At 69.0% G+C, this 25,289-nt stretch carries 27 protein-coding genes; 8 read left to right on the plus strand and 19 right to left on the minus strand.

The features are described from left to right. Positions 1 to 1,215 (minus strand): cytochrome P450, encoded by a 1,215-nt coding sequence (locus tag ACLJRM_RS12560; protein ID WP_101612325.1) that lies wholly within the window; start codon positions 1,213 to 1,215, stop codon positions 1 to 3. Positions 1,216 to 1,430: 215 nt separating this feature from the next. Here ACLJRM_RS12560 and ACLJRM_RS12565 point away from each other — a divergent pair, with 215 nt between their 5' ends. Next, a complete protein-coding gene (locus ACLJRM_RS12565; protein ID WP_101612326.1) occupies positions 1,431 to 2,069 on the plus strand; it encodes a TetR/AcrR family transcriptional regulator in 639 nt (212 codons plus the stop codon). Between the two features lie 135 nt (positions 2,070 to 2,204). Here the strand turns inward: ACLJRM_RS12565 and ACLJRM_RS12570 are convergent, their stop codons facing one another. The 5 genes from ACLJRM_RS12570 to ACLJRM_RS12590 are packed head-to-tail and all read right to left on the minus strand — an operon-like array spanning position 2,205 to position 7,283. Continuing rightward, positions 2,205 to 3,071, minus strand: a complete 867-nt coding sequence (locus ACLJRM_RS12570; protein ID WP_101612327.1) for an aldehyde dehydrogenase family protein — start codon at positions 3,069 to 3,071, stop codon at positions 2,205 to 2,207. Continuing rightward, entirely contained in the window at positions 3,064 to 4,497 is a 1,434-nt protein-coding gene (locus ACLJRM_RS12575) for an aldehyde dehydrogenase family protein (protein WP_410604561.1), read from the minus strand. The genes ACLJRM_RS12570 and ACLJRM_RS12575 overlap by 8 nt, the downstream gene beginning before the upstream one ends. Positions 4,498 to 4,500: 3 nt before the next feature. Then, positions 4,501 to 5,475 carry a deoxyribose-phosphate aldolase gene (gene deoC / locus ACLJRM_RS12580; protein WP_410663059.1) on the minus strand — a complete coding sequence of 325 codons (975 nt, stop codon included), beginning with the start codon at positions 5,473 to 5,475 and terminating at the stop codon, positions 4,501 to 4,503. Between the two features lie 19 nt (positions 5,476 to 5,494). After that, positions 5,495 to 6,652: a serine hydrolase domain-containing protein gene (locus ACLJRM_RS12585; protein ID WP_410663060.1), complete on the minus strand. Its 1,158-nt coding sequence runs from the start codon at positions 6,650 to 6,652 to the stop codon at positions 5,495 to 5,497. 22 nt (positions 6,653 to 6,674) lie between these two features. Next, the gene (locus ACLJRM_RS12590) at positions 6,675 to 7,283 is read right to left on the minus strand and encodes a DUF1707 domain-containing protein (RefSeq protein WP_410604618.1); all 609 of its coding nucleotides are present in this window, start codon (positions 7,281 to 7,283) and stop codon (positions 6,675 to 6,677) included. Between the two features lie 105 nt (positions 7,284 to 7,388). Between ACLJRM_RS12590 and ACLJRM_RS12595 the strand changes: the two genes are divergently transcribed. Both ACLJRM_RS12595 and upp read left to right on the plus strand, forming a co-directional pair. After that, the gene (locus ACLJRM_RS12595; RefSeq protein WP_410663061.1) at positions 7,389 to 7,832 is read left to right on the plus strand and encodes a protein-tyrosine phosphatase family protein; all 444 of its coding nucleotides are present in this window, start codon (positions 7,389 to 7,391) and stop codon (positions 7,830 to 7,832) included. 18 nt (positions 7,833 to 7,850) lie between these two features. After that, entirely contained in the window at positions 7,851 to 8,474 is a 624-nt protein-coding gene (gene upp / locus ACLJRM_RS12600; RefSeq protein ID WP_101612332.1) for a uracil phosphoribosyltransferase, read from the plus strand. Positions 8,475 to 8,617: 143 nt separating this feature from the next. Here the strand turns inward: upp and ACLJRM_RS12605 are convergent, their stop codons facing one another. Further along, positions 8,618 to 9,211 carry a TetR/AcrR family transcriptional regulator gene (locus tag ACLJRM_RS12605; RefSeq protein WP_101612335.1) on the minus strand — a complete coding sequence of 198 codons (594 nt, stop codon included), beginning with the start codon at positions 9,209 to 9,211 and terminating at the stop codon, positions 8,618 to 8,620. An 84-nt stretch (positions 9,212 to 9,295) separates the two neighbouring features. Between ACLJRM_RS12605 and ACLJRM_RS12610 the strand changes: the two genes are divergently transcribed. The 3 genes from ACLJRM_RS12610 to ACLJRM_RS12620 are packed head-to-tail and all read left to right on the plus strand — an operon-like array spanning position 9,296 to position 11,703. Continuing rightward, the gene (locus ACLJRM_RS12610; protein ID WP_410604568.1) at positions 9,296 to 9,697 is read left to right on the plus strand and encodes a MerR family transcriptional regulator; all 402 of its coding nucleotides are present in this window, start codon (positions 9,296 to 9,298) and stop codon (positions 9,695 to 9,697) included. Next, on the plus strand, positions 9,694 to 10,677 hold the full coding sequence (locus ACLJRM_RS12615) for an aldo/keto reductase (RefSeq protein WP_174720507.1): 984 nt from the start codon (positions 9,694 to 9,696) through the stop codon (positions 10,675 to 10,677). Before ACLJRM_RS12610 ends, ACLJRM_RS12615 begins: the two co-directional genes overlap by 4 nt. Before the next feature lie 24 nt (positions 10,678 to 10,701). Then, positions 10,702 to 11,703 (plus strand): aldo/keto reductase, encoded by a 1,002-nt coding sequence (locus ACLJRM_RS12620; RefSeq protein WP_101612337.1) that lies wholly within the window; start codon positions 10,702 to 10,704, stop codon positions 11,701 to 11,703. Between the two features lie 45 nt (positions 11,704 to 11,748). Here ACLJRM_RS12620 and hisS read toward each other — a convergent pair whose 3' ends face one another. The 8 genes from hisS to ACLJRM_RS12660 form a co-directional block, all read right to left on the minus strand. Continuing rightward, on the minus strand, positions 11,749 to 13,035 hold the full coding sequence (hisS, locus tag ACLJRM_RS12625) for a histidine--tRNA ligase (RefSeq protein ID WP_410663062.1): 1,287 nt from the start codon (positions 13,033 to 13,035) through the stop codon (positions 11,749 to 11,751). Between the two features lie 36 nt (positions 13,036 to 13,071). After that, positions 13,072 to 13,461 carry a hypothetical protein gene (locus tag ACLJRM_RS12630; RefSeq protein WP_410604571.1) on the minus strand — a complete coding sequence of 130 codons (390 nt, stop codon included), beginning with the start codon at positions 13,459 to 13,461 and terminating at the stop codon, positions 13,072 to 13,074. A gap of 84 nt (positions 13,462 to 13,545) precedes the next feature. Next, positions 13,546 to 14,730: an amidohydrolase family protein gene (locus ACLJRM_RS12635; protein WP_410663063.1), complete on the minus strand. Its 1,185-nt coding sequence runs from the start codon at positions 14,728 to 14,730 to the stop codon at positions 13,546 to 13,548. Then, positions 14,727 to 15,860, minus strand: coding sequence for an MAB_1171c family putative transporter (locus ACLJRM_RS12640; protein WP_410663064.1), 1,134 nt, complete (start codon positions 15,858 to 15,860; stop codon positions 14,727 to 14,729). The genes ACLJRM_RS12635 and ACLJRM_RS12640 overlap by 4 nt, the downstream gene beginning before the upstream one ends. After that, the gene (locus ACLJRM_RS12645; RefSeq protein ID WP_101612342.1) at positions 15,857 to 16,378 is read right to left on the minus strand and encodes a hypothetical protein; all 522 of its coding nucleotides are present in this window, start codon (positions 16,376 to 16,378) and stop codon (positions 15,857 to 15,859) included. The genes ACLJRM_RS12640 and ACLJRM_RS12645 overlap by 4 nt, the downstream gene beginning before the upstream one ends. Further along, positions 16,375 to 16,767: a helix-turn-helix domain-containing protein gene (locus tag ACLJRM_RS12650; RefSeq protein ID WP_101612343.1), complete on the minus strand. Its 393-nt coding sequence runs from the start codon at positions 16,765 to 16,767 to the stop codon at positions 16,375 to 16,377. The genes ACLJRM_RS12645 and ACLJRM_RS12650 overlap by 4 nt, the downstream gene beginning before the upstream one ends. A gap of 381 nt (positions 16,768 to 17,148) precedes the next feature. After that, on the minus strand, positions 17,149 to 17,601 hold the full coding sequence (locus tag ACLJRM_RS12655; protein WP_101612344.1) for a flavodoxin family protein: 453 nt from the start codon (positions 17,599 to 17,601) through the stop codon (positions 17,149 to 17,151). A 5-nt stretch (positions 17,602 to 17,606) separates the two neighbouring features. Next, on the minus strand, positions 17,607 to 19,250 hold the full coding sequence (locus ACLJRM_RS12660) for a phospho-sugar mutase (RefSeq protein WP_101612345.1): 1,644 nt from the start codon (positions 19,248 to 19,250) through the stop codon (positions 17,607 to 17,609). A 29-nt stretch (positions 19,251 to 19,279) separates the two neighbouring features. Here ACLJRM_RS12660 and ACLJRM_RS12665 point away from each other — a divergent pair, with 29 nt between their 5' ends. Further along, complete coding sequence (locus tag ACLJRM_RS12665) at positions 19,280 to 20,437, plus strand: glycosyltransferase (protein ID WP_101612346.1); 1,158 nt, start codon at positions 19,280 to 19,282, stop codon at positions 20,435 to 20,437. Positions 20,438 to 20,507: 70 nt separating this feature from the next. On the opposite strand, the gene ACLJRM_RS12670 is transcribed toward ACLJRM_RS12665, so the two are convergent. Genes ACLJRM_RS12670 through ACLJRM_RS12680 form a run of 3 tightly spaced genes read right to left on the minus strand, consistent with a single transcriptional unit; the run spans position 20,508 to position 22,689 of the window. Continuing rightward, on the minus strand, positions 20,508 to 21,293 hold the full coding sequence (locus tag ACLJRM_RS12670; protein WP_101612347.1) for a purine-nucleoside phosphorylase: 786 nt from the start codon (positions 21,291 to 21,293) through the stop codon (positions 20,508 to 20,510). Next, positions 21,290 to 21,718: an ABA4-like family protein gene (locus ACLJRM_RS12675; protein WP_101612348.1), complete on the minus strand. Its 429-nt coding sequence runs from the start codon at positions 21,716 to 21,718 to the stop codon at positions 21,290 to 21,292. Before ACLJRM_RS12675 ends, ACLJRM_RS12670 begins: the two co-directional genes overlap by 4 nt. Next, positions 21,715 to 22,689, minus strand: coding sequence for a hypothetical protein (locus tag ACLJRM_RS12680; RefSeq protein WP_101612349.1), 975 nt, complete (start codon positions 22,687 to 22,689; stop codon positions 21,715 to 21,717). Before ACLJRM_RS12680 ends, ACLJRM_RS12675 begins: the two co-directional genes overlap by 4 nt. A gap of 120 nt (positions 22,690 to 22,809) precedes the next feature. On the opposite strand from ACLJRM_RS12680, the gene ACLJRM_RS12685 reads away from it, so the two are divergent. Next, positions 22,810 to 23,451: a MerR family transcriptional regulator gene (locus tag ACLJRM_RS12685; RefSeq protein WP_101612350.1), complete on the plus strand. Its 642-nt coding sequence runs from the start codon at positions 22,810 to 22,812 to the stop codon at positions 23,449 to 23,451. Here the strand turns inward: ACLJRM_RS12685 and ACLJRM_RS12690 are convergent. Further along, a complete protein-coding gene (locus tag ACLJRM_RS12690) occupies positions 23,431 to 25,203 on the minus strand; it encodes a serine/threonine-protein kinase (protein ID WP_101612351.1) in 1,773 nt (590 codons plus the stop codon). The two genes, ACLJRM_RS12685 and ACLJRM_RS12690, sit on opposite strands and share 21 nt — an antisense overlap. Positions 25,204 to 25,289 lie beyond the last annotated feature (86 nt).

Here is a 25,289-nt window from a genome sequence, read left to right on the forward strand (position 1 = left end):
CTACCAGGTGACCGGAAGGGCGTGGAGGCCGTAGATCGTCGAATCGTGCTTGAACTGCAGTTCGTCGACCGGAACGGCGATCCGGATGCCCGGAATACGCTTGAACAGCGTATCGAAAACAATCTGGAGTTCCATCCGCGCGAGGTTCTGGCCGAGGCACTGGTGCACGCCGAACCCGAACGCGACGTGGTGCCGCGCGCCGCGTTCGATGTCGAAGGCGTCGGGGTTCTCGAACCCGTCCGGGTCGTGGTTGCCCGCGTTGCTCAAGCCGACGACGCCTTCACCTGCGCGGATGAGCGTGCCGCCGATCTCGACGTCCGCCGTGGCGAAGCGTGAGGTCGCCGTCTCGGCGATGGTGAAGACCCTCAGGAGCTCCTCGATCGCGGGGAGGGTCTTGTCCGGGTCCGCCTTGACCTTCGCCAGCTGTTCGGGGTTCTCCAGCAGGGTCACCGTGCCGAGCGAAATCATGTTCGCCGTCGTCTCGTGACCGGCGATGAGCAGCAGGAACGCCAGGCTGACGAGTTCGTCGTGGTCGCCTTCACCTGCTTCCCGCTGCTTCAGGATCTGGCGGCCGAGAAGGTCGTCCTCGGTGGCGTTCGCTTCTTTCCTGGTGACGAGTTCGTCGAGATAGTTCTCGAGTTGCTCGAACGCCGCCTGCCGGTCTTCCGGGCTGACCTCCCGGCTGAGCATCTTGGAGCTGCGGGCCTGGAAGAACTCGTGGTCCGAATAGGGGACACCGAGCAGTTCGCAGATGACCAGCGACGGAACCGGAAGCGAAAGCGCCTGGACCAGATCGGCGGGTTTGGGGCCCGCGAGCAGGGCGTCGAGGTGTTCGTCGACGATCTGCTGGATTCGCGGCTGCAGTGCCTTCATCCGCTTGACCGTGAATTCCCCGACGACGTCGCGCCGGGCCCGGCTGTGTTCCGGCGGGTCCATCGAGATGAGGGACGGGCGGAACGGCTTGTCCTCGCGCCGGATCTGGCGCGCGACCATCATCGGGAACGCCGGATCCAGCCGGTCGGAACTGAAGTGCGGGCTGCTCAGCATTTCGCGGATGTCTTCGAGCCGGGTGAGCGCCCACGCCGTTTGGCCTGACGGCAGACCGACCCGGGAAACCGGATTTTCCGTGCGAAGCGCCTCGTATTCCGGAGGCGGCGAAAACGGGCATTTACGTACCAGCGGCAAGGTTGCGGTGGTTTCCTCGACGTCAGTCATCGGGTGTCCTTCCCCAGGGTGTCGGGTGGGTTCGGGCGATATCGGACAGGAGGCCCCAAAACGTATGCGGATGGTTTCATTCCGCTTATGACTCCAAGGTACTCAAGTGGAGACAAGTCGTCCACTCGCGAAGGGGTGGTTTCCCGGGAAGCGTGAAGGGCACGCCCTTACGTGCGAGAATCACGGCCCTGAAGGACCTTCGAGAGGCGAGGACCATGACTGCCGACCCCGAGACCCGCTTGCGCGCCGACGCGCGCCGGAACCGGGATCAGATCCTGGCCGCCGCGAGAACGATCTTCGCCGCCCAGGGCGCCGAGGTCCCGATGGAGGAGATCGCGCGCTCGGCGGGTGTCGGCGTCGGCACTCTTTACCGGCGTTTCCCGGACCGGGACGCGCTGATCCGCGCGGTCGCCGTCGACAACTTCGATCGGGTGCTCAGGGACGCGAAGGCCGCGAAGGACCAGGAGTCCTCTGACTGGGACGCCCTGATCCGGCTGCTGCACCAGTCGATGGAACTGCAGTTGAGCATTCAGCTCGCGATGGTGTCGCCCCGCGCGCTGGTGATCCTCACGAGCGACCCCGCGATCAAGGCCCTGCGTGACGAGTTGCTCCTGGTGATGGAGGCCTTCGTGCGGGGAGCACAGGCGGAGGGACGGCTCCGGCCGGACGTCGCGACCGGCGACGTGGCGATCCTGTTCGCGACCGTGCTGCGGCAGATGCCGGGCAAGGGCGAGGAGATCGCGCGGATGGCGACCCGGCGCTGCATCGGGATCATGATCGACGGGCTGCGGGCCGACGGCTCGAACGAGCCGCTTCCGGGCCGGGTGCTGACCGGCGCCGACCTGGACCCCTAGATCGCGTTTAGCCCGCTAACCGCGCCACGCCGGAGGGCGCGACCCCGCGTGTCTGGGGACCGAACTCGCGTGAGATCCGGCTGGACGCTGGGTGACCCACCGCAACTAGAGGACCAATTGCGGTGGGTACAGGGGTCAGACGCCCAGCGGATGCCAGACGGTCTTCGCCTCCAGGTACCGGCGCAGCCGCGCCATGTCGGCGTCGGCCGTCCAGTCCGGTTCGGTGTCCGGCACGGTCAGGACGCGCTTGACGGTGCCCGCGGCGTCGCGCGCCAGGTCCGCCCGCGCGGACGGCTCCGCGCCGGTCGGGTCGAGGGCGTTGACGTCGCCGTGCGAGGCGAGCCACGAACCCAGCTCCGACGCCCGTCCGGTCAGGATGTTCGCGACCCCGCCGGGCAGGTCGGACGTCGCCAGGACCTCCGAAAGCGTGATCGCGGGCAGCGGCCGGTCCGCGCTGGAGACGACCACCGCGGTCGAGCCGGTGGCCAGCACCGGTGCCAGCACGCTCACCAGGCCCAGCAGCGACGACTGCTGCGGCGCGAGCACGCCGACGACGCCGGTCGGCTCGGGCACGGTGAAGGAGAAGTACGGGCCCGCGACGGGGTTGGCCGCGCCGAGTACGGTCGCGATCTTGTCCGTCCAGCCCGCGTACCAGACCCAGCGGTCGATCGAGGCGTCCACAAGGGACTGAGCCTTCTTCGCCGCCACGCCCTCGGACGCGGAAACCTCCGCGACGAACTGTTCGCGGCGGCCTTCCAGCATCTCCGCCACCCGGTACAGCACCTGGCCGCGGTTGTACGCCGTCGCCGACGACCAGCCGCCGAAAGCCTTGCGGGCGGCCGAAACCGCGTCACGGACGTCCTTGCGGGACGCGTGCGAGGCGTTCGCCAGGAACTTGCCCTTGCTGTCGGTGACCGGGTACACCCGGCCCGACTCCGAACGCGGGAACTTGCCGCCGATGTAGAGCTTGTAGGTCTTCGCCACCGAAATACGGTCAGACATCGAGGTAGGCCTCCAGTCCGGTGCGTCCGCCTTCGCGGCCGAAACCCGACTCCTGGTAGCCGCCGAACGGCGCGGCGGGATCGAAGCGGTTGAACGTGTTGGCCCAGACGACGCCGGCGCGGAGCTGGTTCGCCATCCACAGGATGCGCGAGCCCTTCTCGGTCCAGATACCGGCGGAGAGCCCGTACGGCGTGTTGTTCGCCTTCGTCACGGCCTCGTCCGGCGTGCGGAAGGTCAGCACCGAAAGCACCGGCCCGAAGATCTCTTCGCGGGCGATGCGCATCGACTGCTGGACATCCGAGAACACCGTGGGAGCGAAGAAGAAACCGCGTTCCGGCACCGGGCACGGGCTGGTCCAGCGCTGCGCGCCCTCGGCGTCGCCGGATTCCACCAGGCCCTTGATCTTCGCGAGCTGCTCGGCGGAGTTGATCGCGCCGATGTCGGTGTTCTTGTCCAGCGGGTCGCCCAGCCGCAGCGTCGAGACGCGGTAGCGGAGCTTTTCGAGCAGCTCCTCGGCGATGGACTCCTGCACCAGCAGACGCGAGCCCGCGCAGCAGACGTGGCCCTGGTTGAAGAAGATCCCGTTGACGATCCCCTCGACGGCCTGGTCGAGCGCGGCGTCGTCGAAGACGATGTTCGCGGCCTTGCCGCCCAGTTCCAGCGTGAGCTTCTTCGACGTGCCCGCGACCTGGCGCTGAATGGCCTTGCCGACGTCGGTGGATCCGGTGAAGGCGACCTTGTTGACGTCGCCGTGGCCCACCAGCGCGGCACCGATGTCCCCGGCGCCGGGCAGGATGTTGACCACGCCGGGCGGGAGTTCGGCCTGCTGGCAGATCTCGGCGAACACGAGCGCGGTCAGCGGCGTGGTCTCCGCGGGCTTGAGCACCACGGTGTTGCCGGTGGCCAGCGCGGGCGCGATCTTCCACGCCAGCATCAGCAGCGGGAAGTTCCACGGGATGACCTGGCCCGCGACGCCGAGCGGCCGCGGGTTCGGGCCGTAGCCCGCGTAGTCGAGCTTGTCGGCCCAACCCGCGTGGTAGAAGAAGTGCGCGGCGGCCGTCGGCACGTCGGAATCGCGCGATTCCTTGATCGGCTTGCCGTTGTCGAGACTCTCCAGCACCGCCAGCTCCCGCGAGCGCTCCTGGATCAGGCGCGCGATGCGGAACAGGTACTTGGCGCGTTCGGAGCCCGGCATCTTGGACCAGACGCCTGTGTACGCCTTGCGCGCGGCCTTGACCGCGGTGTCCACATCGGACACCGACGCGGTGCCGACCTCGGCGAGCACCTCTTCGGTGGCCGGGTTGATCGTCTTGAGCGGCTCACCGGAGCCGTCGACGAACTCGCCGTTGACGAACGGCCGATAGTGCGGTTTGAGGTTCGCGAGGTCGCGCGATTCGGGCGCGGGCGCGTACTCGAAGATGCCCATGGATCAGTCCACCGTGACGTAGTCGGGGCCGCTGTAGTGGCCGTCGGCCTGGGTGCGGCGCTGCAGCAGGAGGTCGTTGAGCAGGCTGGACGCGCCGAACCGGAACAGATCCGGGGTCAGCCACTGCTCGCCGGCGACCTCGTGCACCGCGACCAGGTACTTGATCGCGTCCTTGGTCGTCCGGATGCCACCGGCGGGTTTGACGCCGCGCAGTTCACCGGTCTGGGCGAACCAGTCGTGGACGGCCTGCAGCATCACGTGGGTGACCGGCAGCGTCGCGGCGGGCGAGACCTTGCCGGTGGAGGTCTTGATGAAGTCGCCGCCCGCCAGCAGCGCGAGCCAGGAGGCGCGGCGGACGTTGTCGTAGGTGGCCAGCTCGCCCGTCTCGAGGATGACCTTGAGGTGCGCGCTGCCACAGGCGGCCTTGATCGCCTGGATCTCCTCGAAGACCGCCAGGTAACGGCCCTCCAGGAACGCGCCCCTGTCGATCACCATGTCGATCTCGGCGGCACCGGCGTCGACGGCGATCTTGGTGTCGGCCAGCTTGATCTCACGGCTGGTGCGGCCCGCTGGGAACCCGGTGGCCACACTCGCGACGTGGATGCCGGTACCGCGCAGGGCCTCGACAGCCGTCTCGACCATGTCCGGGTACACGCAGACGGCCGCGACCTGCGGCGTGTCCGGCCGTTCCGGGTCCGGCCGCTTGGCCTTCGCGGCGAGCGCGCGGACCTTCCCCTGCGTGTCGGCGCCTTCGAGGGTCGTCAAGTCGACCATCGAGATGGCGGTGTCGATCGCCCAGAGCTTGGCGGCCTTCTTGATGCTGCGCGTGCCGAGGCCCGCTGCCCGTTGCTCGACGCCGACCTGGTCGACGCCGGGCAGCCCGTGCAGGAACCGGCGCAGGCTCGCCTCGTCGCGAGTCGCGTCCGTCAGCGGCGCCGGGGTAGCCGTCGCCGCTGACGAGCTGGTCGTAGCTGTCATACGGGTGAGTGTAGGCGGCCTACAAGCTGGGCACCGGGGCCTGGGCGGCGGCCTTGACCGGGATCACCGGCGTGCAGAACTCGTTGACCATCGGCAGCTGACGCTTGAGCGAGGCGTCCGGCGACGCGGTGAGGTCCACGGTGGCCAGCGTGGAGATGTTCTTGCCGGATTCGTCGTGGAAGCTGAGGGTGTTGAAGCCCGGCAGGTCGCCGCCGTGGCCCCAGATGGTGATGTCCTCCGCGCAGGCGCCGAGTTCCTTGAGGTTCAGCTTCATCAGGCCGAGGCCGTATTCCATGCCGGCCGCCGGGACCGTCTTCTTCATCTGCGCGAGCAGGTCGGCGGGCAGCAGACGGCCGCCCAGCAGGGCCTCGAAGAAGCGGTTGAGGTCGGCGCCCGAAGACACCATGCCTCCCGCGCCGTAGTAGCGCGAGTAGTTGTAGGTGGTGACGTCGGTGAGGCCGCGCGGCGCGTCGTACAGCTGCTCGTAGCCGCGGGCGGCCGCGCCGATCAGGAACGGGAAGTCGCGGGGGAGCGAGGTGTCGCGCAGGTGCAGCGGCCCGGTGATGCGCTCGGCCAGCACTCGTTCGAGAGGCTTCCGGGTGGTCTTCTCGACCAGCAGGGCGAGGACGTTGTAGCCGGTGTTGGAGTACGCCCAGCTCGTTCCGGGCTTGAACTGCAGTGGCTGCTTCGACGTGCTCAGACGGATCTCGTCGTCGCTGTCGAAATGCTCGAAGCGCTCGGTGTCGATCTCCGGCCCCGTCGCCCAGGAGTCCTCGGGGAGCAGGTCACGCGGGAGGCCGCTGGTGTGCTGGAGCACCTGGCGGACGGTGATCGGTTCCGGGTACGGCAGCAGCCCCGGCAGGTAGCGCTGCACGGGCTCGTCCAGCCCGACGCGCTTTTCGGCCACGAGCTGCAGGACCAGGGTGGCGACGAACACCTTGGAAACACTGGCGATCCGCCAGCGTCCCGACGCGGTGGGCTTACCGGGCCGGGTGATGTCCGCGACGCCGCTGACCCCGCGGAAACCGTCGGCGACGGCGACCATGCCCGGGATGCCCGCGGCGACCGCCGCGTCCATCGCGGCCTGGCGCGGGTCGGCCTTCCCGGCGGCCGCCGCGGGCAAGGCGGTGACGGAAAGCAGTGCGGCACAAGCGATCGCTACGAAACTTCGGCGCATCAGACGGTCCCCCTGGTTCGGCTCAGCCTTCGAGTTCAGGTGTGTCCTTCTTACGTGACTTCCGTACGACGGTGACGGCGCCCCAGAACGCCAGTCCGGTGATCTTCACCGTCGGGGCGGTCGGCGGCGCGGCGGGCGTGCCCGCGCGGTCCTCCAGCTCGAAAGCCCCCATGAAGCCGATTCCGGTGACGTCCACGTTGATGTCGTCGGGCACGACGATGTCGATCCCGCCCATGATCGCGACCGCGGTGATCGTCGTGTTCTTCTCGGCGAAGCGCGCGTGCCGCAGGTCGATGTCGGTCCCGCCCCAGAACGCGAAACTGTTGTGCTGCGGCGGCACGACCCAGCTGCCCTTGCGCGACGCGCCGGACATGACGGCGATCGAGGCACCGGAGCCCGGATGCCCGCCGATGCGGTCGTCGGGCAGGCCGAGCGCGCGCGACGTCGCCGGCTGGATCGCCGAGCGGGTCTGCGGCAGGTCCGCGGTGACCGGTTTGAGGTCGCCGACGGTCTTGGCCGCGTAGACGATGGTGAGCCGTTCTTCCAGCTCGTTGATGGTGATGCGCCCCTCGGACATTGCCGCGTGCAGCACCTGCGCGACCTGTTCACGGTCGGCGTCGGAGATGCGCATCTGTTCGGGTCCTGGCAGGGCCGGCTCTTCGCTCACGCGCAGGAGCCTAGCGCCGGTGGGAGGGCCGGGCGTCCATCTTATGGCCGACAGTGGGATTCTGCCGTGATGGGGAACTCACTACTTGGTGCGATCGAACTGCCGGACGGTGTCAAGGTACGAGGGCGGGGACTGGGTCGTCCCTGGCCCGAGGGGCCTTCGCCGGACTTCGGCCTGTATCTGGGCGGCGCGAAGCTGCGCCGGAAGCACGACCACAAAATGGACTGGGAGCGGGAATGGATCCGCTGGCCCGATTTCCTGCTGCCGACGGACTGGGCGGACGCGCGGCGGCGGATCGTGACGCTGCACGAGCGGGCCGCGGCCGGGGAAGGCGTCGAGGTCGCCTGTTACGGCGGAGTCGGCCGGACCGGCACGGTCATGTCGTGCTTGGCCACCCTTTCGGGGCTCTCCGCCGAGGAGGCCGTGGCGTGGGCGCGGGCGAATCACCACGCGCGTTCGGTGGAGACACCGTGGCAGCGCCGCTGGGTCGGCTGGTTCGCGCGACAGGGCTGACGAGCTAAATTGACCGGCATGGATGTGCACGTCGTTGATCACCCACTGGCCAAGGCCAGGCTTTCCACCATGCGCGACGCGCGCACCGACAGCGCCGCCTTCCGCGCGGCGCTGCACGAACTGACCGTCATGCTGGTCTACGAAGCCACGCGGGACATGCCCGTGCGCATCGACCGGATCCACACGCCGGTGGCACGCACCGACGGCTACGCGCTGGCGAGCCCGCCGCTGCTGGTGCCGGTCTTGCGGGCCGGGCTGGGGATGGCGGACCAGGCGCACAAGCTGATCCCCGACGCCCAGATGGGCTTCGTCGGGCTCGCCCGCGACGAGGAGACGCTCAAGCCGACGCCGTACCTGGAGTCGCTGCCCGAATCGCTCGCCGACCGGCCGGTGCTGGTGCTCGACCCGATGCTGGCGACCGGCGGGTCGATGGAGTACACGATCCGGCTGCTCACCGACCGGGGCGCCACCGACGTCACCGCGATCTGCGCGCTGGCGGCGCCCGAGGGGATCGCGCATCTGGAGAAGACCGGACTGCCGCTGCGGGTGGTGACCGCGAGCATCGACGAGCGGCTGAACGACTCCGGCTTCATCGTGCCGGGTCTCGGGGACGCGGGTGACCGGCAGTACGGGGCGGTCTGAGCGCGTCACCGCGTCGCGTTTAGCCCGCTAAACGCGACGCGCCACCACCGAAGGCAAGTCGCGCGCTCAAGGAGGCCTTCACGGACCTGCCACACCCGAGCGCGGCCGGACCGGATCGCGTTTAGCGGGCTAAACGCGATCCGTCACCGGCGCAGCCAGCCGGTGGCGTTCGCCCGCAGCGCGACCTCGTAAGCCGGGCTCACGGTGTACGCCTCCGGCAGGTTCCCGTTCAGCTCCAGTGACACGAGGCCGTGCACGGTGCCCCAGCAGCTCACGACGATGACCTCGGGCGGCGCGCCGATGAAGACGCCGTCCGCGACGGCCTTGCGGATCGTCTCCTCCAGTGGCGCCATCGTGGCGCGAGCCTGCTCGGACGTCTCCTCCGCCGGTTCGAAACCCGGCACCGACTTCGTGAACATGATCGCGTAGAGATGCGGGTCGGCCAGCGCGCTTTCCCGGTACGCGACGCCGAGCCGCACCAGGTCCTCGACTGGGTCGCCGCTCAGCGAGACCCCGGACATCCGCTGGCCGAAGCGGCGGAAGCCTTCGGAGAACAGGGCGCTGACCAGGTCCGTCTTCCCGCCGAAGAGTGAATAGACCGCCGTGGTGGACGTGCCGACGTCGGAGGCGAGCTTGCGGAGGCTGAGGGCCTTCGGGCCGTCGGCCGAGATGAGCTCACCGGCGCGGTCCAGCAGTTTCAGCCGGAGGTTCTCGTCGTGCGTCCTGGGGCGGGGCATGAGCAGAGCGTAACGCAACGCTGTTATCAATCGCGGGAATTCGGAGTTGACCTGGAGCGCACTCCAGGTCGTACTGTCGTTCACATGAGCTACTCGATAGCGGAAGCCGCGCGACGTAGCGGGTTGTCCATCGACACTCTCCGGTACTACGAGCGCATCAAACTCGTCGAGCCCCCGGCACGGGACGCCGCGGGGCGCCGCGCCTACACCGACGACGACCTCGGGTGGCTGGGGTTCCTGACCAAGCTGCGCCTGACCGGCATGCCCATCAAGCGCATGCGGGAGTACGCCTCCCTTCGTCACCACGGCGCGTCGAGCGCGGGACGGCGCAAGGCGATCCTCGTCGACCAGCGCACGTCGGTCGCCGACCGGATCGCCGAGTTGCAGGCCTGCCTCGACATCCTCGACTACAAGATCGACCACTACGACCAGGTGGAACGCAAGGTGCTCGGCATCGGCACCACCGTGGAGGGAATTTCAGCGTGATCAGCACCAGGAGGCTCGGCGGGCTGGAAGTCGGGGCGCAGGGGCTCGGCTGCATGGGGATGAGCCAGGCCTACGGCGTCCGGGACGACGACACGGAGTCGATCGCCACCGTCCACCGCGCGCTCGAACTCGGCGTGACGATGCTCGACACCGCGAACGTCTACGGCGCCGGAGCGAACGAAGAGCTGGTCGGCCGCGCGATCGCGGGCAAGCGGGACCAGGTCGTGCTGGCGACCAAGTTCGGCATCATCTGGACCGAAGACGGCGGGATGGCCGCTCGGGGCGACGCGGCCTACGTCAAGCAGAGCTGCGAAGAGTCGCTGCGCCGGCTGAACGTCGATCACATCGACCTCTACTACCAGCACCGCGTCGATCCGAACACGCCGGTGGAAGAGACCTGGGGTGCGCTCGCGGAGCTGGTGGACGAGGGCAAGATCCGGTTCGCCGGGATCTCCGAAGCCGGCGCCGAGACGATCCGCCGCGCCCACGCCGTGCACCCGGTGGCCGCGCTGCAGAGCGAATGGTCGCTGTGGACCCGCGGCATCGAAGGCGAGATCCTTGCGACGACTCGCGAGCTGGGGATCGGTGTCGTGCCGTTCTCGCCGCTCGGCCGTGGTTTCCTCACCGGCAGCGTGACCTCGATGAAGGACCTGCCGGCGGACGACATGCGCCGCGGGCTGCCCCGGTTCGCCGAGGGCAACTTCGAGCGCAACATGGCGATCGTCGAAGCCCTGCGCGCGTTGGCGGCGGAGAAGGGCGTCACCGCCGGACAGCTGGCGCTCGCGTGGGTGCAGTCGCGGGGCGACGACGTCGTGCCGATCCCGGGCACCAAGCGTCGCAAGTACCTCGAAGAGAACGCCGCAGCGGCGGAACTGGAACTGTCCGAAGTGGACATCGAGGCCATCGAAAAGGCCGCGCCCGCCGAGGCGATCGCCGGTGAGCGTTACCCGGAGCGGCTCGCCCGCGCCGCCGGCAAGTAAACCGAAAGAATTGCGAGAGAAATCATGACGGGTTCCACCCTGCCCACCCGCAGGCTCGGCACGCTGGAAGTCGGCGCGCAAGGGCTCGGCTGCATGGGCATGAGCGAGTTCTACGGCCAGGGCGACGACACCGAATCGATCGCGACCGTCCACCGTGCCATCGAGCTGGGCGTGACGCTGATCGACACGGCCGACATGTACGGCTTCGGCCGCAACGAGGAACTGGTCGGCCGCGCGCTGGCGGGCAAACGGGACCAGGTCGTGCTGGCCACCAAGTTCGGCATCGTGCGCGACGAGGCCGACCCCGGCAAGCGCGGGATCCGCGGCGACGAATTCTATGTGCGGCAACAGGTCGAGGCCTCGCTGCGACGCCTGAACGTCGATCACATCGACCTCTACTACCAGCACCGCGTCGACCCGGACGTGCCGATCGAGGAGACCGCGGGCACGCTGTCCTCCCTGGTCGAGCAGGGGAAGATCCGGCACATCGGGTTGTCCGAGGCCGGTCCGGAGACGATCCGGCGGGCGCACGCCGTCCACCCGGTGACGGCGGTGCAGACGGAATGGTCGCTGTGGTCGCGCGACATCGAGGACGAGGTCGTCCCGGTCTGCCGTGAGCTCGGTATCGGGCTGGTGCCGTATTCCCCGCTGGGGCGCGGTTTCCTCACCGGCCGCTTCAAGTCCAAAGAGGACTTCGCGGACGGCGACTTCCGTCAGACGACCCAGCCGCGCTTCGCCGACGGCAACCTGGAACGGAACCTGGCGATGGTCGAAGCGCTTCGCGCGTTGGCCGGGCAGAAGGGGGTGACCGCGGGGCAGCTGGCGCTGGCGTGGGTGCAGGCCCAAGGCGAGGACGTCGTGCCGATCCCGGGTACGAAGCGGCGCAAGTACCTCGAAGAGAACGTCGCGTCCGTCGGCTTGAAGCTGACCGCCGAGGACGTGGCCGCGATCGAGGCCGCGGTTCCGGCCGACGCGGTCGCGGGGGAGCGATACCCCGAAGCGTCCATGAAGACCCTGTCGCGCTGAAAACGAAAAGCCGGCGCCCCACTCAAGGGCGCCGGCTTTTCGTTGTCAGAGCAGTGAGTTGACCGTCGGAACCACGGCGTCGACGTCGACCGTCTGCTGCTCGCGGGTCTCGAGGCTGCGAACCGTCACGTTCCCGGCGTCCCAGTCCTCCTGGCCGACGATCACCACGGCCCGCGCCCCGGCCTTGTCGGCCCGGGTGAGCTCCTTGCCCAGCTTGCGGAGCTCGACGGGCGTGAGCGTGCGCAGACCGGCCTTCCGCAGCCGTCCCGCGACCTCGCGAGCGGCGTCGGTGAGCTCTTCGACCACCGGGATCACCACGACATCGGCCTCGCTGCGCGGCTTCGGCGTCAGTTCGTGGGTGTCGAGAAAGTCGATCAGCGTGACGTCGCCCATGCCGAAGCCGATCCCGGGGATCTGCTGCGACGTGAACAACGACGCCAGGTCGCTGTACCGGCCGCCGCCGAAGAGGGCGCGGCGGTTCTCCGGAGAGGTGTCGAAGACCTCGAACACGGTCGACGTGTAGTACGCGAGCCCGCGCACGATCATCGGGTCGAACGTGATCAGGTCCGCGGCGCCGCTGTTCAGCACCTTGACCAGGTTCGAGTTTTCCTTGACCTGCTCGGGCAGCTCGTCGAGCAGAGCGACACCGGACGACAGGGTCTCGGTCAGCTTCTCGAACTGCTTGTCGGTCAGGCCGATCTCGGCCGCGGTGTCGCTCAGCTTCGTGCGGTCCGACTTCTCCCAGCGGTCCACCAGGGTGAACACCTGCGGCAGCTGCTCCGCGGTCACGCCGACGATGTCGGTGAGCGCCGAGGAGAGCAGGTTCCGGTCGTTGGCGCGCACCTGGAACATGTCCGGCGTCGCCCCGAGCGTGCTCATCATGTCGTGGACGAGCTCGAAGATCTCGATCTCGCAGTTCGCGCTGTCCGAACCGAAGATGTCCGCGTTGATCTGCCAGTGCTCGCGGACCCGGCCACGCTGCGGCCGCTCGTAGCGGTGGCAGTTCGGGTGGCTGTACCAGCGCACCGGGAACTGCAGCGACTTCGCGTTGCCCGCGATCATCCTGGCGACCGAAGGGGTCATCTCCGGGCGCAGCGCCAGCCGCTCGCCGCCCTTGGTGGTCAGCGTGTACAGCTGCTGGTCCGCGATCTCCTGGCCGGACTTGCGCTCGTAGATCTCGGCGGGTTCGAGGATCGGCCCGTCGTAGCGGAGGAAGCCGCGCAGTTCGAGGACGTCGTAGAGATGGCCGAACACCTGCGTCCGGACGGACATCTCGGCGGGCAGGAAGTCGCGGGTCCCCTTCGCGGGGGCTGTCGGCAGGTATTCAGGCACGTCAGCAAGCTTAACGAGCCGTCGCCAGCGCTTTTGTCAGGGGAAGGCCACGCCGTACGCGGTGGTCAGCATCGCCGCCCCGAGCATGACGGCTCCGGCGCTGGTGACCCGTCCGCCGAGCTTGCCCTTGCCCGGTGCCAGGTGCAGGAAGAAGCCGCCGGACTGGGCGAGCACGCCGAACAGGAGCAGGGAGCACACGATCCACAACGCGACGTCCGGGAGTCCGGTCTGCCCGAGGATCTGCAGCGCGACGAGCGCCAAAACCAGCAGGACGCCGGCGTGGGCGTGACCCGCGCGGAACATGTTCCGCTGGTGTTCGGTCAGTTTCCGGTCGCGCAGGACACCCATCAGCGCGTACCCGCCGTACATCACCGTCGGCAGTGAGACGAGCGCGATGACCGTGAACAGTCTGAGCGGGCCTTCCATGTGCTCTTCCCTTCGTGGTGGGGAAGGCGAAGATAACACTGTTTTAAAACGCTGTCACCAAATTTGCCGTCCCACTTTCGGGAGTCAGACCCTGGCGCCGCGCGAAAGGACCAGGCGGAGGTTCCGGAGGGCGGAAAGATCGGCGAGCGGGTCGCCGTCGACCACCAGGACGTCGGCGCTCAGGCCGGGGGCGAGCCGTCCGGTGACGTCGCCCAAGCCGAGTCCGGTGGCGCTGTCCTCGGTGGCGATCTCGAGGATCCGGCGACGGCCGAAGCCCAGCCATTCGTAGAGCTCGAGCGCGCCGACCGGATCGTCGAAAACGGAACCGGGCAACCCGGCGTCCGTCCCCGACAGGAGCGGCACACCGAGTTCTTCCAGCCAGGAAAGCCTGCCGTAGACGGTCTTCGCGAGCTCCTCGCCCATGCGCTCGGCCATCATCCGCCAGTTGCGGCTGCTGGTCGAGCAGGCCGCGATGCCCTCGTCGGCCATCCGTTTGGCGACGCCGTCGCGCCGGTCCTGCCGCTGCGGGCCGGTCATCCAGGTGCAGTGCTCGATCGTGCGGACGCCCGCCTCGACCGACGCCTCGATCGCGTCGGCGCCGTGGGCGTGCGCCGCGACCGGCAGCCCGTGGCTCGCCGCGTGCTCGACGATCAGGTGGAGTTCCCGGACGCCGAACTGGGATTCCCACATGTCCGCGCCGCCCTCGGTGATCTGGCCGCCGCTGGCCATCACCTTGACGACGTCCGCCCCGGCGGCCGCGTTGGCGTCGACCATGGCCCGGATGGCGCCGTCGTCGGCGACCTCTCCGCCGAAGAAGTGGCAATGTCCATTAGGGACTGTCAGGGGCGCTCCCGCGGTCAGCAACCGCGGCGCGGCAACGCCTTCGGCTGCCAGTTCCGCCCGGACCCGCGCGCCCAGAGCGTCACGATCGCCGAGATCCCGTACCGTCGTGACGCCGCTGCGCAGCAGCTGTCCCAGGCGGTCCTTGGCGCCGGCGCGGCGAGCGGCGTCGTCGCTCGCCAGGAAGTTCGGCAGCATCTCGCGGGTGGCGTCGAACGCCAGATGCACATGCGCGTTGAACAGGCCGGGCATCAGCGTGGCACCGGGGAAGTCGAGCCTTTCGGCGTCCGGCGACGCCTGTGCCTCGACCTCGGCGCGGGGGCCTGCCGCGACGATCCGGTCGCCCTCGACGAGCACGGCGCCGTCCTCGACGGGTGTGCTCGGACGCGGCAGGATCCTTTCCGCGGTAAGGAGAAGCTGCAAGGTCATGCCTCGTTCCGGGATACCGCGGCCGAGAGCGCGAGCAACGGCCGTACGTCGGATTCGATGTCGGCGCCGCCGCCGGGCAGCACGAGTTTCGCGCGCCCGTCGTTCTCCTCGCCCGCGGCCTGCCGGGCGATCGCCGTCTTCAGCGCCTCCGCCGCCGCCCGCGGATCGTCGACGGCGAGCGCGGTGAGATCGGTTTCCAGATAGGGGCTCAGCTGCACGAGCCCGTCCCGGATCTCGATCACGCGGCGGTAGTAGTGGCGGTGGACCGTGCGCGGGCGCCACTGCTCCCACGGTCCCTGCGGCGTGGTCCGGAGCACGATGTTCGGGTAGATCTCGGCCAACACGGTCCACAACGGCGTCAGCCGCTCGTGGTGGAGCCGGTGCTGGCGACGACGTCGCAGCGCGGCGAACCGCGCGCGTACGCCCGGATAGGTGATCCCCGCGAGGAAGAGCACGATCCCGAGAAGCACCAGGGGGACGGCGACGGTGAGCAGGAGCGGGATCGACGGCCCGAACGCCCAGGCGATCACGATGTAGAGCGCGCGGAAGACACTGCCCACCGAAAGGCAGAGCAGTCCGGCGGCGCTGAGTTTCAAGCCCGTCCTCAGATGGCGGTCTGCGGTGCGGATGTACCGCAGGATCCACCAGGCGCAGGCGGACAGGCCGTAGATCAGGTAGAGCCCTGCTCCCAGGTAGAACAGCGCCACCCCGGGCTCGTGCACGAGTTTCGGGCTCAGCGCGAGCCCGCGTGCCTGCGGCGGGGTGACGGCCATGGCGACCAGCATCAGCGCGATCGCGCCGGTCAGCGGGATCAGCTCGAAGAGGACCCGGCGCGGTCTGCGCGGGCCCAGCGCGGAGCCGAGGAAGACGATCAGCAGCGCGCAGACCCCGATGGCGAGCAGGACGTTGTTGACGAGACGGCCGGTGCCTTTGCCCGTCAGCCCGTCGAGCCAGCCGGAGATGAGCTTCTGCTGGGCGAGGAAGGAACCGGCGACGCAGACGATCGTGATGGTGATCGCCCAGTTCGGCAGGACCCTCGGCGCCCGGTACGTCTGGTAGATCCGCCAGGCGAGCGCCGTCGCGAACAGCACCATCGCCACGACGTTGAGAGGGGAGAACAGCGAGTTCACATCCACCCTTGATGGTCGCCCAGCGCGCCTTGGACACGGCGGACGTCATCGTCGTCGGCGCGACGGGGAATCGTGTAGTTCAAGACCGACGCCCATTCGAGGATGATGGTCGCCACGGTCTCGGCTTCCCATTCGTGCGCCTCATCGTAGGAGGTGCGGCGTAAAGCGCGGTGGACGGCGTCGCCGTCGAGCCCGGGCGCGGGGCCGCGCAGGAAGTCGGCGGGTTCGGCGTCCCCGCCGGGATGGTGATCGGCGAGCATGTGCCCGAGTTCGTGCAGGATGATGTGATCCTGGTGGGACTTCGTGGTCTCCTGCTGGAAGAAGATGTAGTCCGCCGACCCGGTGGCGATCCAGCAGCCGAACGGGCCGGGTACCTCCAGCGGATACGGCATCAGCCGGATCGGCCTGCCGCGCTGCTCGCCCAGCCGCTCGCAGAGCACGCCGACGTCGAGCGGTGGTTCGATGTCGAGCTTGTTCAGCATCTTGCGGCAGCGTTTGCGGAGCTCGCGTTCCTTCATCGGCTTTCGCCCGGCTGATCGCGCTCGGCCCGTTCGTACCGTTCGACGAGTTCGAGCAGATCCATGACCTGGCGGCGGCCCTGCGGGGAGAGCTCCTGCGCGCGCATGGCCATGAGCTTCGCCTCGCCGACGGGCTGCGCTTCCTGCTCTTCGAAGAAGTAGGTGATCGGGACCCCGAAAAGCCGCGCCAGTGCCTCGACGTAGTGGATCTTCGGATTGATCCGTTTGCCGGTCGCGAGCTGCTGGAGGTACGCGGGCGACATGGCGGGCCCGCCGGCGCGATCGATCGCCGCCGACAGCTCGCGATAGCTGTGCGGGGCGCCTTCGTCCGCGCGCACGGAGTCGATCAGCGCGCTCAGTTTTTGGGCGAAGGTCTGGTGCGGCGACATGACCCCCCGTTCGTTCATCGTCCCGTTGCGTAGTGGGAGTGTAACGCGATTCGGCCTGTCCGCAGCTGTTGACAGCGTATGTATGCAGTGGTTTACAGTTGTGAGCGGTTTCGTGCCGTGTCCTGGCCTCTCGCTCCGGATTCCGTGCCCTGGGGGTGTACGGACGCCGGAGTGAGAGGCGTTTTCCCAGGCGGGTGCACAAGATCGTGCTCGATGTAGTACGCTTGGGCAGCCAAGGTTGATCGCCATCACGGCGAACCCTTGGCCTAGGCCTGTTGCCGGAGGTCGACCCCCAGGGCTTCCGGTGACAGGCCCCTTTACTTTCACCCCTCGCATTTAGAGGACACTCTGCACATTTAGAGGACTGAATGCGGCAGAGCGTCAGGCCATGAGCGTGGCCGCGAGAGTGCCGCCCAGTTCGAAACAGGCGGCCAGATCCTTTTTGCCCGGTTCCCCGGTGACGAGAACCGGCGAAGCAGCGCGTTCCCAGCCGAGCCCGGTGGTGATGCTCTCGATTCCGCGCACGGTGCCGGCGGTGTCGTTGTTGCCGTGCACGAAGAACCCGAATGGACGTCCACGCGTAGCGTCCAGGCACGGGTAGTAGACGGTGTCGAAGAAATGCTTCAGCGCGCCGGACATGTAGCCGAGATTCGCCGGGGTGCCGAGCAGGTAGCCGTCCGCGCCGAGGACGTCGGGCACGGTCGCGCCCAGTGCCGGCCGCCGCACGACGTCGACGCCCTCGATGTCCGGATGGTTCGCGCCGGAGAGGACGGCTTCGAACATCGCCTGCGTCGAGGGCGACGGCGTGTGGTGGACGATCAGCAACTGGGCCACGGTCGTCAGGCCAGACGGGACTCGATGTCGGCGCGGAGCGCGGCCAGCCGGGCGTCCGCGGCGGTGCGCGCCTCGGCGAGGTCACCGGTCACCGCCTGCTTCACCTGCAGGTACGCCTTCAGCTTCGGCTCGGTTCCGGAAGGCCTGACGACCACGCGCACGCCATCACCGGTCAGGCGCAGGACGTCGGCGTCGGGCAGGAGGTCCTCCATCGTGACGCCGGTGCCGCCCAGCGACGCCGGGGGATCGGCGCGCAGGCCCGCCATCAGCTTCTCGCGCACCGAAAGATCGGTGACCCGCAACGAAACCTGGTCCGTCACGTGCACTCCGTGCTTCGCGGCCAGTTCGTCGAGGACGTCCAGCGGGCCGCGGCCCGCCGCGCGCAGGGAAGCGGTCAGTCCCGCGGCGAGCACGGCGGCGGAGATGCCGTCCTTGTCGCGGACGAAACCGGGATTCACGCAGAGGCCGAGCGCCTCTTCGTAGGCGAACACGAGACCGTCACCCGCGCGGACCAGCCATTTGAACCCGGTCAACGTCTCCGCGTAGCGCGCGCCGAACTCCTTCGCCACTTCGCCGAGCATCGACGACGACACGATCGTCGTGGCCACGAGCGGATCCGCGTCGACTGTGTCCACAGTGGACAGAACGTGCCAGCCGAGGAGGACGCCCGTTTCGTCGCCCCGCAGCATTCGCCACGAACCGTCCCGTTCGCGGACACCCAGCGCGCACCGGTCGGCGTCGGGGTCGAGCGCGATCGCCAGGTCGGCGTCCACCTCGGACGCCAGTGCCAGCAGGAGATCCGTCGCGCCCGGTTCCTCCGGGTTCGGGAAGGCGACAGTCGGGAAGTCGGGATCCGGCGTGGCCTGCTCGGCCACCACGTGGAGATCGGTGAAACCGGCGCGGGCGAACGCGGCGCGCAGGGTCTCCGCGCCGACGCCGTGCAACGCCGTCGCGGCGACCTTGACCCCGCGTTCCGGGCCGCGCGGGAGAAGCGCGACCTTGGCGAGGTAGGCGTCCAGGAGTTCGTCGCCCAGCACCTCGGCGCCCGCCTCGCGCGGCACGCTGATCGCCGGGGGAGCGGCTTCGATGGCCTGCTCGATCTGGCCGTCCGACGGCGGGACGATCTGGCCGCCTGTCGCGTCGTAGAGCTTGTAACCGTTGTCGGCGGGGGGATTGTGCGACGCGGTGATCTGGATGCCCGCGACCGCGCCGAGTTCCAGGACGGCGAACGCGAGCACCGGGGTGGGCAGCGGACCGGGCAGCACCTTCACCGCGAAACCCGCGGCCGCCAGCACCTCGGCGGCGGCCTTGGCGAAGGCCTCCGAACCGTGCCGCGCGTCGCGGCCGACCACCACGACTCCGCCGGAATGTCCTTGCGCGGTCAGCCAGGCCGCGACACCGGCCGTCGTGCGGGTCACCACCGCGACGTTCATGCCCTGCGGGCCGGCGCGCACGGGGCCGCGCAGCCCGGCGGTGCCGAACTCGAGCGGGCCGGACATCCGGTCCGCGAGTTCGCCGGCCGCACCGGCCTCGCCGCCCATCGCGCGGGCGAGGATGTTCTGCAGCTCGACACGGGAATCGTCGTCCGGATCGTCGGCGATCCAGCGGAACGCCCGATCCCGCAGTTCCGGGGTCAAGGAAGTCGTCACCGAGTCAGCCTACGGGTACGTTGGAAAGGGTGCGATTGATCTTCACTTCTTTGGTGAGTCATGGTCATCTCTATCCCCTACTACCGCTCGCCGTCGCCGCTCGTGACGCCGGGCACGAAGTCGTGTTCGCCACCGGCGACGACATGCTGACGGTGGTCGAAAAGGCAGGTCTGGCCGTGGAAAGCGCCGGATTCGGGATGCGGGAGGCGTACGAGTCGGTCGTCGGGCCCGACGCTCCCAAACCCAACGCCTCCGATGCCCCGCCCGAGTCGTTCCATCCGATCATCGGGGAAGTGTTCGGAAATGTGATGCCCCGGCGGTTCGCCGCCGATCTCACGCCGTTGTTGGAGCGGCACCGGCCGGATCTCGTCGTCTACGAAAGCGGCAACGCCGGGGGCGCCATCGCCGCCCGCCTCGCCGGCATCCCCGCGATCGGACACGGTTTCGGCCGGTTCTCGCCGGATGACGTCATGGACGTCATTTTCGGCCGCCTCGCGGAATTCGCCGCGGAGGTCGGCTTCGAAGGCGTGAACCTGCCGTCCTTCGGCGATCCCGTCATCGACATCTGCCCGGAATCGGTGCAATCACCCGATTTCCTGGCCGGGGCGAACAGGATCCCGCTGCGTCCCGTCGGCTGGGCCGAGCCGGGAGACCTCCCGGCGGGCGTGGCGGGCCGGGACAAGAGCCGCCCGCTGATCTACCTCACCCTCGGCACCGCGTTCGGGGACGAAGTCGTGTTCAAGCGGGCCATCGCCGGCCTGGCGCGGATCGAGGCGGACGTCATCGTCGCGGCGGGTCCGGCGGTGGATCCGGTGCTGCTGGGCGAAGTCCCCGGCAACGTCCGGGTCGAGGCCTGGGTGCCGCAGGTCGATCTGCTGCCGCACGTCGACCTCGTGGTCCACCACGGTGGCAGCGGGACGACGCTCGGTGCCTTCGGTGCGGGGCTGCCGCAGCTGGTGCTGCCGCAGGGGGCGGATCAGTTCACGAACGCCCAAGCCGTCGTCGCGGCGGGGGTGGGCACGCAGCTGATCGGTGCCGAAATCGTCGAGGACGTCATCCACGAGCAGGCACGGAAACTGCTCACCGACGAGGCTGTTCTCGGGGCCGCGCGGGCACTCGCCGCCGAGGTCGCCGCGATGCCGTCACCGGCGGAGGTCGCCCAGCGGCTTCCCGAATTCGCGGGCTGACGTTCTCCAGATGTCAGGAAAGGGGCTTTCAGGACGTTTCTTGTCCTGAAAGCCCCTTTCCTGACACTTCTCAGGCGCGGGCGACGAGCTCCCTGAGCAGGGTGCCCATCCGCGTCGCCGACTGACGGCCCGCTTCGAGGACCTCTTCGTGGTTCAGCGGTTCCCCGGTCATCCCGGCCGCCAGGTTGGTCACCAGCGAAAGCCCGAACACCTCGACCCCGGCGGCGCGGGCGGCGATGGCCTCCAGCACCGTCGACATGCCGACGAGGTCGGCGCCGAGCGTCCGCAGCATGTGGATCTCGGCCGGGGTCTCGAAATGCGGCCCGGTGAGCCCCGCGTAGACGCCCTCTTCCAGCGAAGAATCGATCGTCCGCGCGATGTCGCGCAGCCGCTTCGAGTAGAGATCCGTCAGGTCGACGAAGTTCGCGCCGACGATCGGCGAACGCGCGGTCAGGTTCAGGTGGTCGGAGATCAGCACCGGCTGCCCGACGCGGAATCCCTCGCGCAGGCCACCGGCCGCGTTGGTCAGCAGGACGGTCTGGGCGCCCGCGGCGGCGGCGGTGCGCACGTTGTGCACGACCGGGTCGATGCCCTTGCCCTCGTAGAAATGCGTGCGGCCCAGCATGATCAGCGCGCGCTTCTCGCCGACGCGGACCGACCGGACGGTTCCCCCGTGCCCGACCGCGCCCGGCGCGACGAATCCGGGCAGTTCGCCCAGCGGGATCTCCGCCTCGGGCTCCCCGATGACGTCCGCCGCCGGGCGCCAGCCCGAACCGAGCACGACGGCGATGTCGTGCTTCTCGACGCCGGTGCGTTCGGCGATGGCGGCGGCCGCCGCGACCTCGTTCTCACTCATGCCGACGAGCGTATCCGGACGGTTCGCACGAGCAGGAACGCCACCAGCCCGAACGGGGACAGGAAGATCGTGAGCGCCAGGATCGGGCCCGTCACCAGTGGGTGGATGCGGTGTTCGCGCGATTCGAGGTACATCCACCGCGCGATGAACAGGTCGAAGGCGATCAGATGGGCCCAGATCGTGGCCGCCCCGTACGGCGAACCGGTGAACGCGCTGAGGACGTCCAGATCCGGCTTGCTCACCGCCGTCCAGAGTTCGCCGAGATGCGGGATGGCGAGCGCGAAGTACGGGAGCAGCGGCACGAGCGGCACCCACGGCGAGGCCATGATCCGGCGGGTCCACGACCAGCCAGGCAGGAAGATCATCAGCAGCCAGAACGGCGTCGCCAGCGGAAAGGTCCAGGTGAACAAGGTCTCGACGCTCATCGGACGGAGCCCTCCAGCTCCCGGTCCCTCGACGGCCGCCCGATCGCGATTAGCCCGCTAAAGGCGACGCCGGCGACGAGCAGGGCGAAGGCTGCCAGGGTGAGGCCGTCCGGGGCGACGATCGACTGGCCGCGGAGAGCCTGCCAGGTGAGGAGTGCGAGAAGGCCCGCGTAGCCGACGCCGGCGATCACGACCAGGCGCAGCCGGACGGCGTCGTCGCGAAGCCGCGGGTAACGCGCGGCCAGGACACCGAGGGCGAGCGCGAGCAGCGGAAGCACTTGAAGGCCGTGCAGTCCGAGGAAGTGCGGGATCCGCAGGTCGCCGCCGACCGTGCTCCAGCCGAGGATCGGCAGGCCGGGGCCACCGTCGGGGAGGCCGACGGTATGCGCGCCGATCATCGCGGACTGGCCGGTCGCGTCGAGAGTGGCCAGCTGGTCCGGGGTGGGGCTGCTCATCAGCGTCGCCAGCGAGATCCCGATCATGCCGAGGACGGCGCCGATCCTGGCCGCCCACGTCGTCGCGCGGTCGGGGAGCCGGGTGAACATGACGCCGATCGTCAGGACGAGGTTGACCACCCACAGCATGGCGATCATCCCGCCCATGACCTGGAAGATCGTGTTGTCCAGCGGGGTTTCGTTGTTGAAGTGGCTCGCCCGGACGCGGGCGGCCTGGAACACCAGCAGCACGTACTCGGCCGCGAAGATCACGACGAGCGCGTTCGCCAGCCAGTTCGCGGTCCGCCGGAACTTCGGCAGCAGGGAGACGAGCCAGCTCCAGGTGAAGAAGTACAGCGCGCCGGAGACGGCGAATTTGAACGGTTTGGCCCAGAGCGGCGCGCCGCCCAGCGTCCGCTGGTCGATCAGCATGGCCAGCACGCACAGCACGGTGACCACGGCCAAGGCCTGGGCCAGCCGGTACGAACCCCGGTGCCAGGTGCGGGTTCTCTCACGGAGATCGGTCAAGATGGTCATGGGTCCCTCCCGGGATGGATAGTCAAGCTCTCCGTTATGGGAAGCTAAGCTATCCATCCTGAGAAGTCTTCAGGGATGACCCTGGAACCGTCCCCGAGATCGGAGTGACAACGCGTGCGGATGGCGGAGCTGAGCGAAAAAGCCGGGGTCCCGGTCGCCACGATCAAGTACTACCTGCGGGAGGGGCTGGTCCCGCCGGGCGAGCGGACGAGCCCCAATCAGGCCAAGTACGACGACGGGCACGTTCAGCGGATCAAGCTGATCAGGGCACTCATGGACGTCGGAGGCCTTTCGCTCGCGACGGTCGGCGAGGTGCTGGCAGCGGTCGACGAAGGGAAGGCCAGTCCCCATCGCATCCTCGGCTTGGCCCAGGAAGGCATCACGAGCTCCCGCCAGGTCGTCGACGGCGAAAGCCGGGAATGGGCGCTCGCCACGGTCCGGGACCTCGCCGAGCGCCGGAACTGGCCGTGCAAGGACTACGACGACCTGATCATCCAGGCCCTCGTCGGCGTCCTGTGCGCGATCCGGGACGTCGGGCACGGCTGGTACCTCGAGAAACTCGACGACTACGCCGAGATCGCCGACCGGACCGCCGACCTGGACCTCGAAGGCATCGCCGGGGTCGAGTCACTGGAGCGGATCATCGAGATCGCCGTCGTGGAGACCGTTCTCGGCGACAGGCTGCTTTCGGTGTTGCGGAGGCTGGCGCAGCAGCGTGCTTCGAAGGAGCACTTCGCGCGGCTAGCCGTCGACGACGAGTGACCGCGCGATGGGCTCGAAGACCGCGGTCTTCGCGGTCGTCTCCTGCTCGATCGGCGAGGTCACCGAGAGGATCCACAGGTCCGCGCCCCCGCTGAACAGGTCCATGAACGTCGTGCGCCTGATCGTCTCGTTCGTGGCGTCCCTGGTCTCGGTGGAGCGCTCGGTCGTCCGGTAGGTGTACCGCATGCTGTTGTCGCCCCGGCCGGGCACGACGTCGGGCTCGCCGATGGGGTCGATGTCCGGATGCTGGCTCTTCAGCCAGCTGAAATAGGCGGGCGGCGGGCTGTCGGACAGGAAACCGCTCAGCCGCTCGACCCGGACGACCTGACGGCCGTCGGGCGAGACGTACTGGACCACCGTGCTCGGCACACCCCTGGTGACGTGCGGCGCGACGAACTTCTGCCAGCCTTCCGGGACGCCGATGCTGAACCGGCCGCCCTTGATGCCGTTCACCGTGCTGGCGTCACCCTGCTGAGTGATCAGTTTCGGCGGCGGCTGAGTGACGATCGTGTCGCCCTCCTGCATACCCTCCGGCGGCCGCAGATCCTGCCCGCCGACGGTCCTGGCCAGCACGAACCCGCCTCCCGCGGCCAGCAGGAAGATGACGATCGACGCGAGCGCCAGCAGCACGTTGGCCGCCGGGGACCGTCCCGGCGGGCGAGGCGGCAGCGGGACGACCGTCGGCATCGGCGCGAGTTCGGCCGGAGGTTCCGGAGCCGCGGCCGGCTGGTTCAGGAACGGCAGCGGGCCCGGGTCGGCGGCGAGTTCGGAACTCGTGCCCTCACTGGGCTTGTCGGGAACGACCGGCTTGATCACCTGGGTGTCGGTCGCGTCCAGGTGCGCGGTGGTCTTCTTGCCGTCGGGTGTGTGGAACAGCTCGGCGGGGAAGAGGTCGATCAGCGTCTTGGCCTGCAGCGGGTACAGGCGGCGCCGCACCTCGCGCAGGGCGATCCGCTTCGACGGCTCCTTCTTCATGAGCGCGCCGATGACGTCGGACAGCGGGCCGGGTCCGGGCTTCGGCACCTTCCCGTTGACGACCTTGCCGACAGTTTCGAGCGGGTCGCCGTCGGCGTCGTAGGGCGGTGAGCCCTCGACGGCCGCGAACAGCGTCGCGCCGAGACCCCACAGGTCGGCGGCGGGGACGACCGCGCCGCCGGAGGCGACTTCGGGCGCGATGTAGGCGGGGGAGCCCAGCATCATCCCGGTGCGGGTCATGGTGGCTTCGGAGACGTTGCGCGCGATGCCGAAGTCGGTGAGCTTGATGCGGCCGTCGCCCGCGACCAGCACGTTCCCCGGTTTGACATCACGGTGGGTGATCCCGGCGGCGTGCGCGGCTTCGAGCGCGGACGCCACCGCGATGCCGACCGCCGCGGCCTGCTCGACCGTCAGCGGCCCGTGGTCGCGCAGGATGTGCGCGAGGCTGCGCGACGGCAGCAGCTCCATGACCACGAAAGGCTCGTCGTTCTCGCGCGCGACGTCGTGCAGGATGATCACGTTCGGGTGACTCAGGACGGCGATCGCGCGGGCTTCGCGCAGGGTCCGTTCGCGCAGTTCGTCGGCCTGCGCCGTCGGGACGCCGGGCGGGAGGCGGACCTCTTTGACCGCGACCGGGCGGTGCAGGAACTCGTCGTAGGCCGACCAGACCGTGCCCATCGACCCCGATCCGATGACCGAGCGCAACCGATATCGCCCGGCGACGACACGCTTCTCGTCGGCGGGGCTCTCGCTGGACTCGGGGGTGTCGGACGGCACGGCCCCAATTGTGTCGTATGCCCCCGTGGCGGGCCTATGCACCGTGCCCTGGCGGAGTGAACGGACCTCTCGTGAGTGCCCGCTCC

The organism is Amycolatopsis sp. lyj-84, from assembly GCF_046549075.1.
GTDB lineage: Bacteria > Actinomycetota > Actinomycetes > Mycobacteriales > Pseudonocardiaceae > Amycolatopsis.

What these genes read in the sequence shown, in the direction of transcription:
- ACLJRM_RS12560 (WP_101612325.1), bottom strand. Translation starts at nt 1,215, where the DNA reads ATGACTGACGTCGAGGAAACCACCGCAACCTTGCCGCTGGTACGTAAA.
- ACLJRM_RS12565 (WP_101612326.1), top strand. Translation starts at nt 1,431, where the DNA reads ATGACTGCCGACCCCGAGACCCGCTTGCGCGCCGACGCGCGCCGGAAC.
- ACLJRM_RS12570 (WP_101612327.1), bottom strand. Translation starts at nt 3,071, where the DNA reads ATGTCTGACCGTATTTCGGTGGCGAAGACCTACAAGCTCTACATCGGC.
- ACLJRM_RS12575 (WP_410604561.1), bottom strand. Translation starts at nt 4,497, where the DNA reads ATGGGCATCTTCGAGTACGCGCCCGCGCCCGAATCGCGCGACCTCGCG.
- deoC (WP_410663059.1), bottom strand. Translation starts at nt 5,475, where the DNA reads ATGACAGCTACGACCAGCTCGTCAGCGGCGACGGCTACCCCGGCGCCG.
- ACLJRM_RS12585 (WP_410663060.1), bottom strand. Translation starts at nt 6,652, where the DNA reads ATGCGCCGAAGTTTCGTAGCGATCGCTTGTGCCGCACTGCTTTCCGTC.
- ACLJRM_RS12590 (WP_410604618.1), bottom strand. Translation starts at nt 7,283, where the DNA reads ATGCGCATCTCCGACGCCGACCGTGAACAGGTCGCGCAGGTGCTGCAC.
- ACLJRM_RS12595 (WP_410663061.1), top strand. Translation starts at nt 7,389, where the DNA reads ATGGGGAACTCACTACTTGGTGCGATCGAACTGCCGGACGGTGTCAAG.
- upp (WP_101612332.1), top strand. Translation starts at nt 7,851, where the DNA reads ATGGATGTGCACGTCGTTGATCACCCACTGGCCAAGGCCAGGCTTTCC.
- ACLJRM_RS12605 (WP_101612335.1), bottom strand. Translation starts at nt 9,211, where the DNA reads ATGCCCCGCCCCAGGACGCACGACGAGAACCTCCGGCTGAAACTGCTG.
- ACLJRM_RS12610 (WP_410604568.1), top strand. Translation starts at nt 9,296, where the DNA reads ATGAGCTACTCGATAGCGGAAGCCGCGCGACGTAGCGGGTTGTCCATC.
- ACLJRM_RS12620 (WP_101612337.1), top strand. Translation starts at nt 10,702, where the DNA reads ATGACGGGTTCCACCCTGCCCACCCGCAGGCTCGGCACGCTGGAAGTC.
- ACLJRM_RS12630 (WP_410604571.1), bottom strand. Translation starts at nt 13,461, where the DNA reads ATGGAAGGCCCGCTCAGACTGTTCACGGTCATCGCGCTCGTCTCACTG.
- ACLJRM_RS12635 (WP_410663063.1), bottom strand. Translation starts at nt 14,730, where the DNA reads ATGACCTTGCAGCTTCTCCTTACCGCGGAAAGGATCCTGCCGCGTCCG.
- ACLJRM_RS12645 (WP_101612342.1), bottom strand. Translation starts at nt 16,378, where the DNA reads ATGAAGGAACGCGAGCTCCGCAAACGCTGCCGCAAGATGCTGAACAAG.
- ACLJRM_RS12650 (WP_101612343.1), bottom strand. Translation starts at nt 16,767, where the DNA reads ATGTCGCCGCACCAGACCTTCGCCCAAAAACTGAGCGCGCTGATCGAC.
- ACLJRM_RS12670 (WP_101612347.1), bottom strand. Translation starts at nt 21,293, where the DNA reads ATGAGTGAGAACGAGGTCGCGGCGGCCGCCGCCATCGCCGAACGCACC.
- ACLJRM_RS12675 (WP_101612348.1), bottom strand. Translation starts at nt 21,718, where the DNA reads ATGAGCGTCGAGACCTTGTTCACCTGGACCTTTCCGCTGGCGACGCCG.
- ACLJRM_RS12680 (WP_101612349.1), bottom strand. Translation starts at nt 22,689, where the DNA reads ATGACCATCTTGACCGATCTCCGTGAGAGAACCCGCACCTGGCACCGG.
- ACLJRM_RS12685 (WP_101612350.1), top strand. Translation starts at nt 22,810, where the DNA reads ATGGCGGAGCTGAGCGAAAAAGCCGGGGTCCCGGTCGCCACGATCAAG.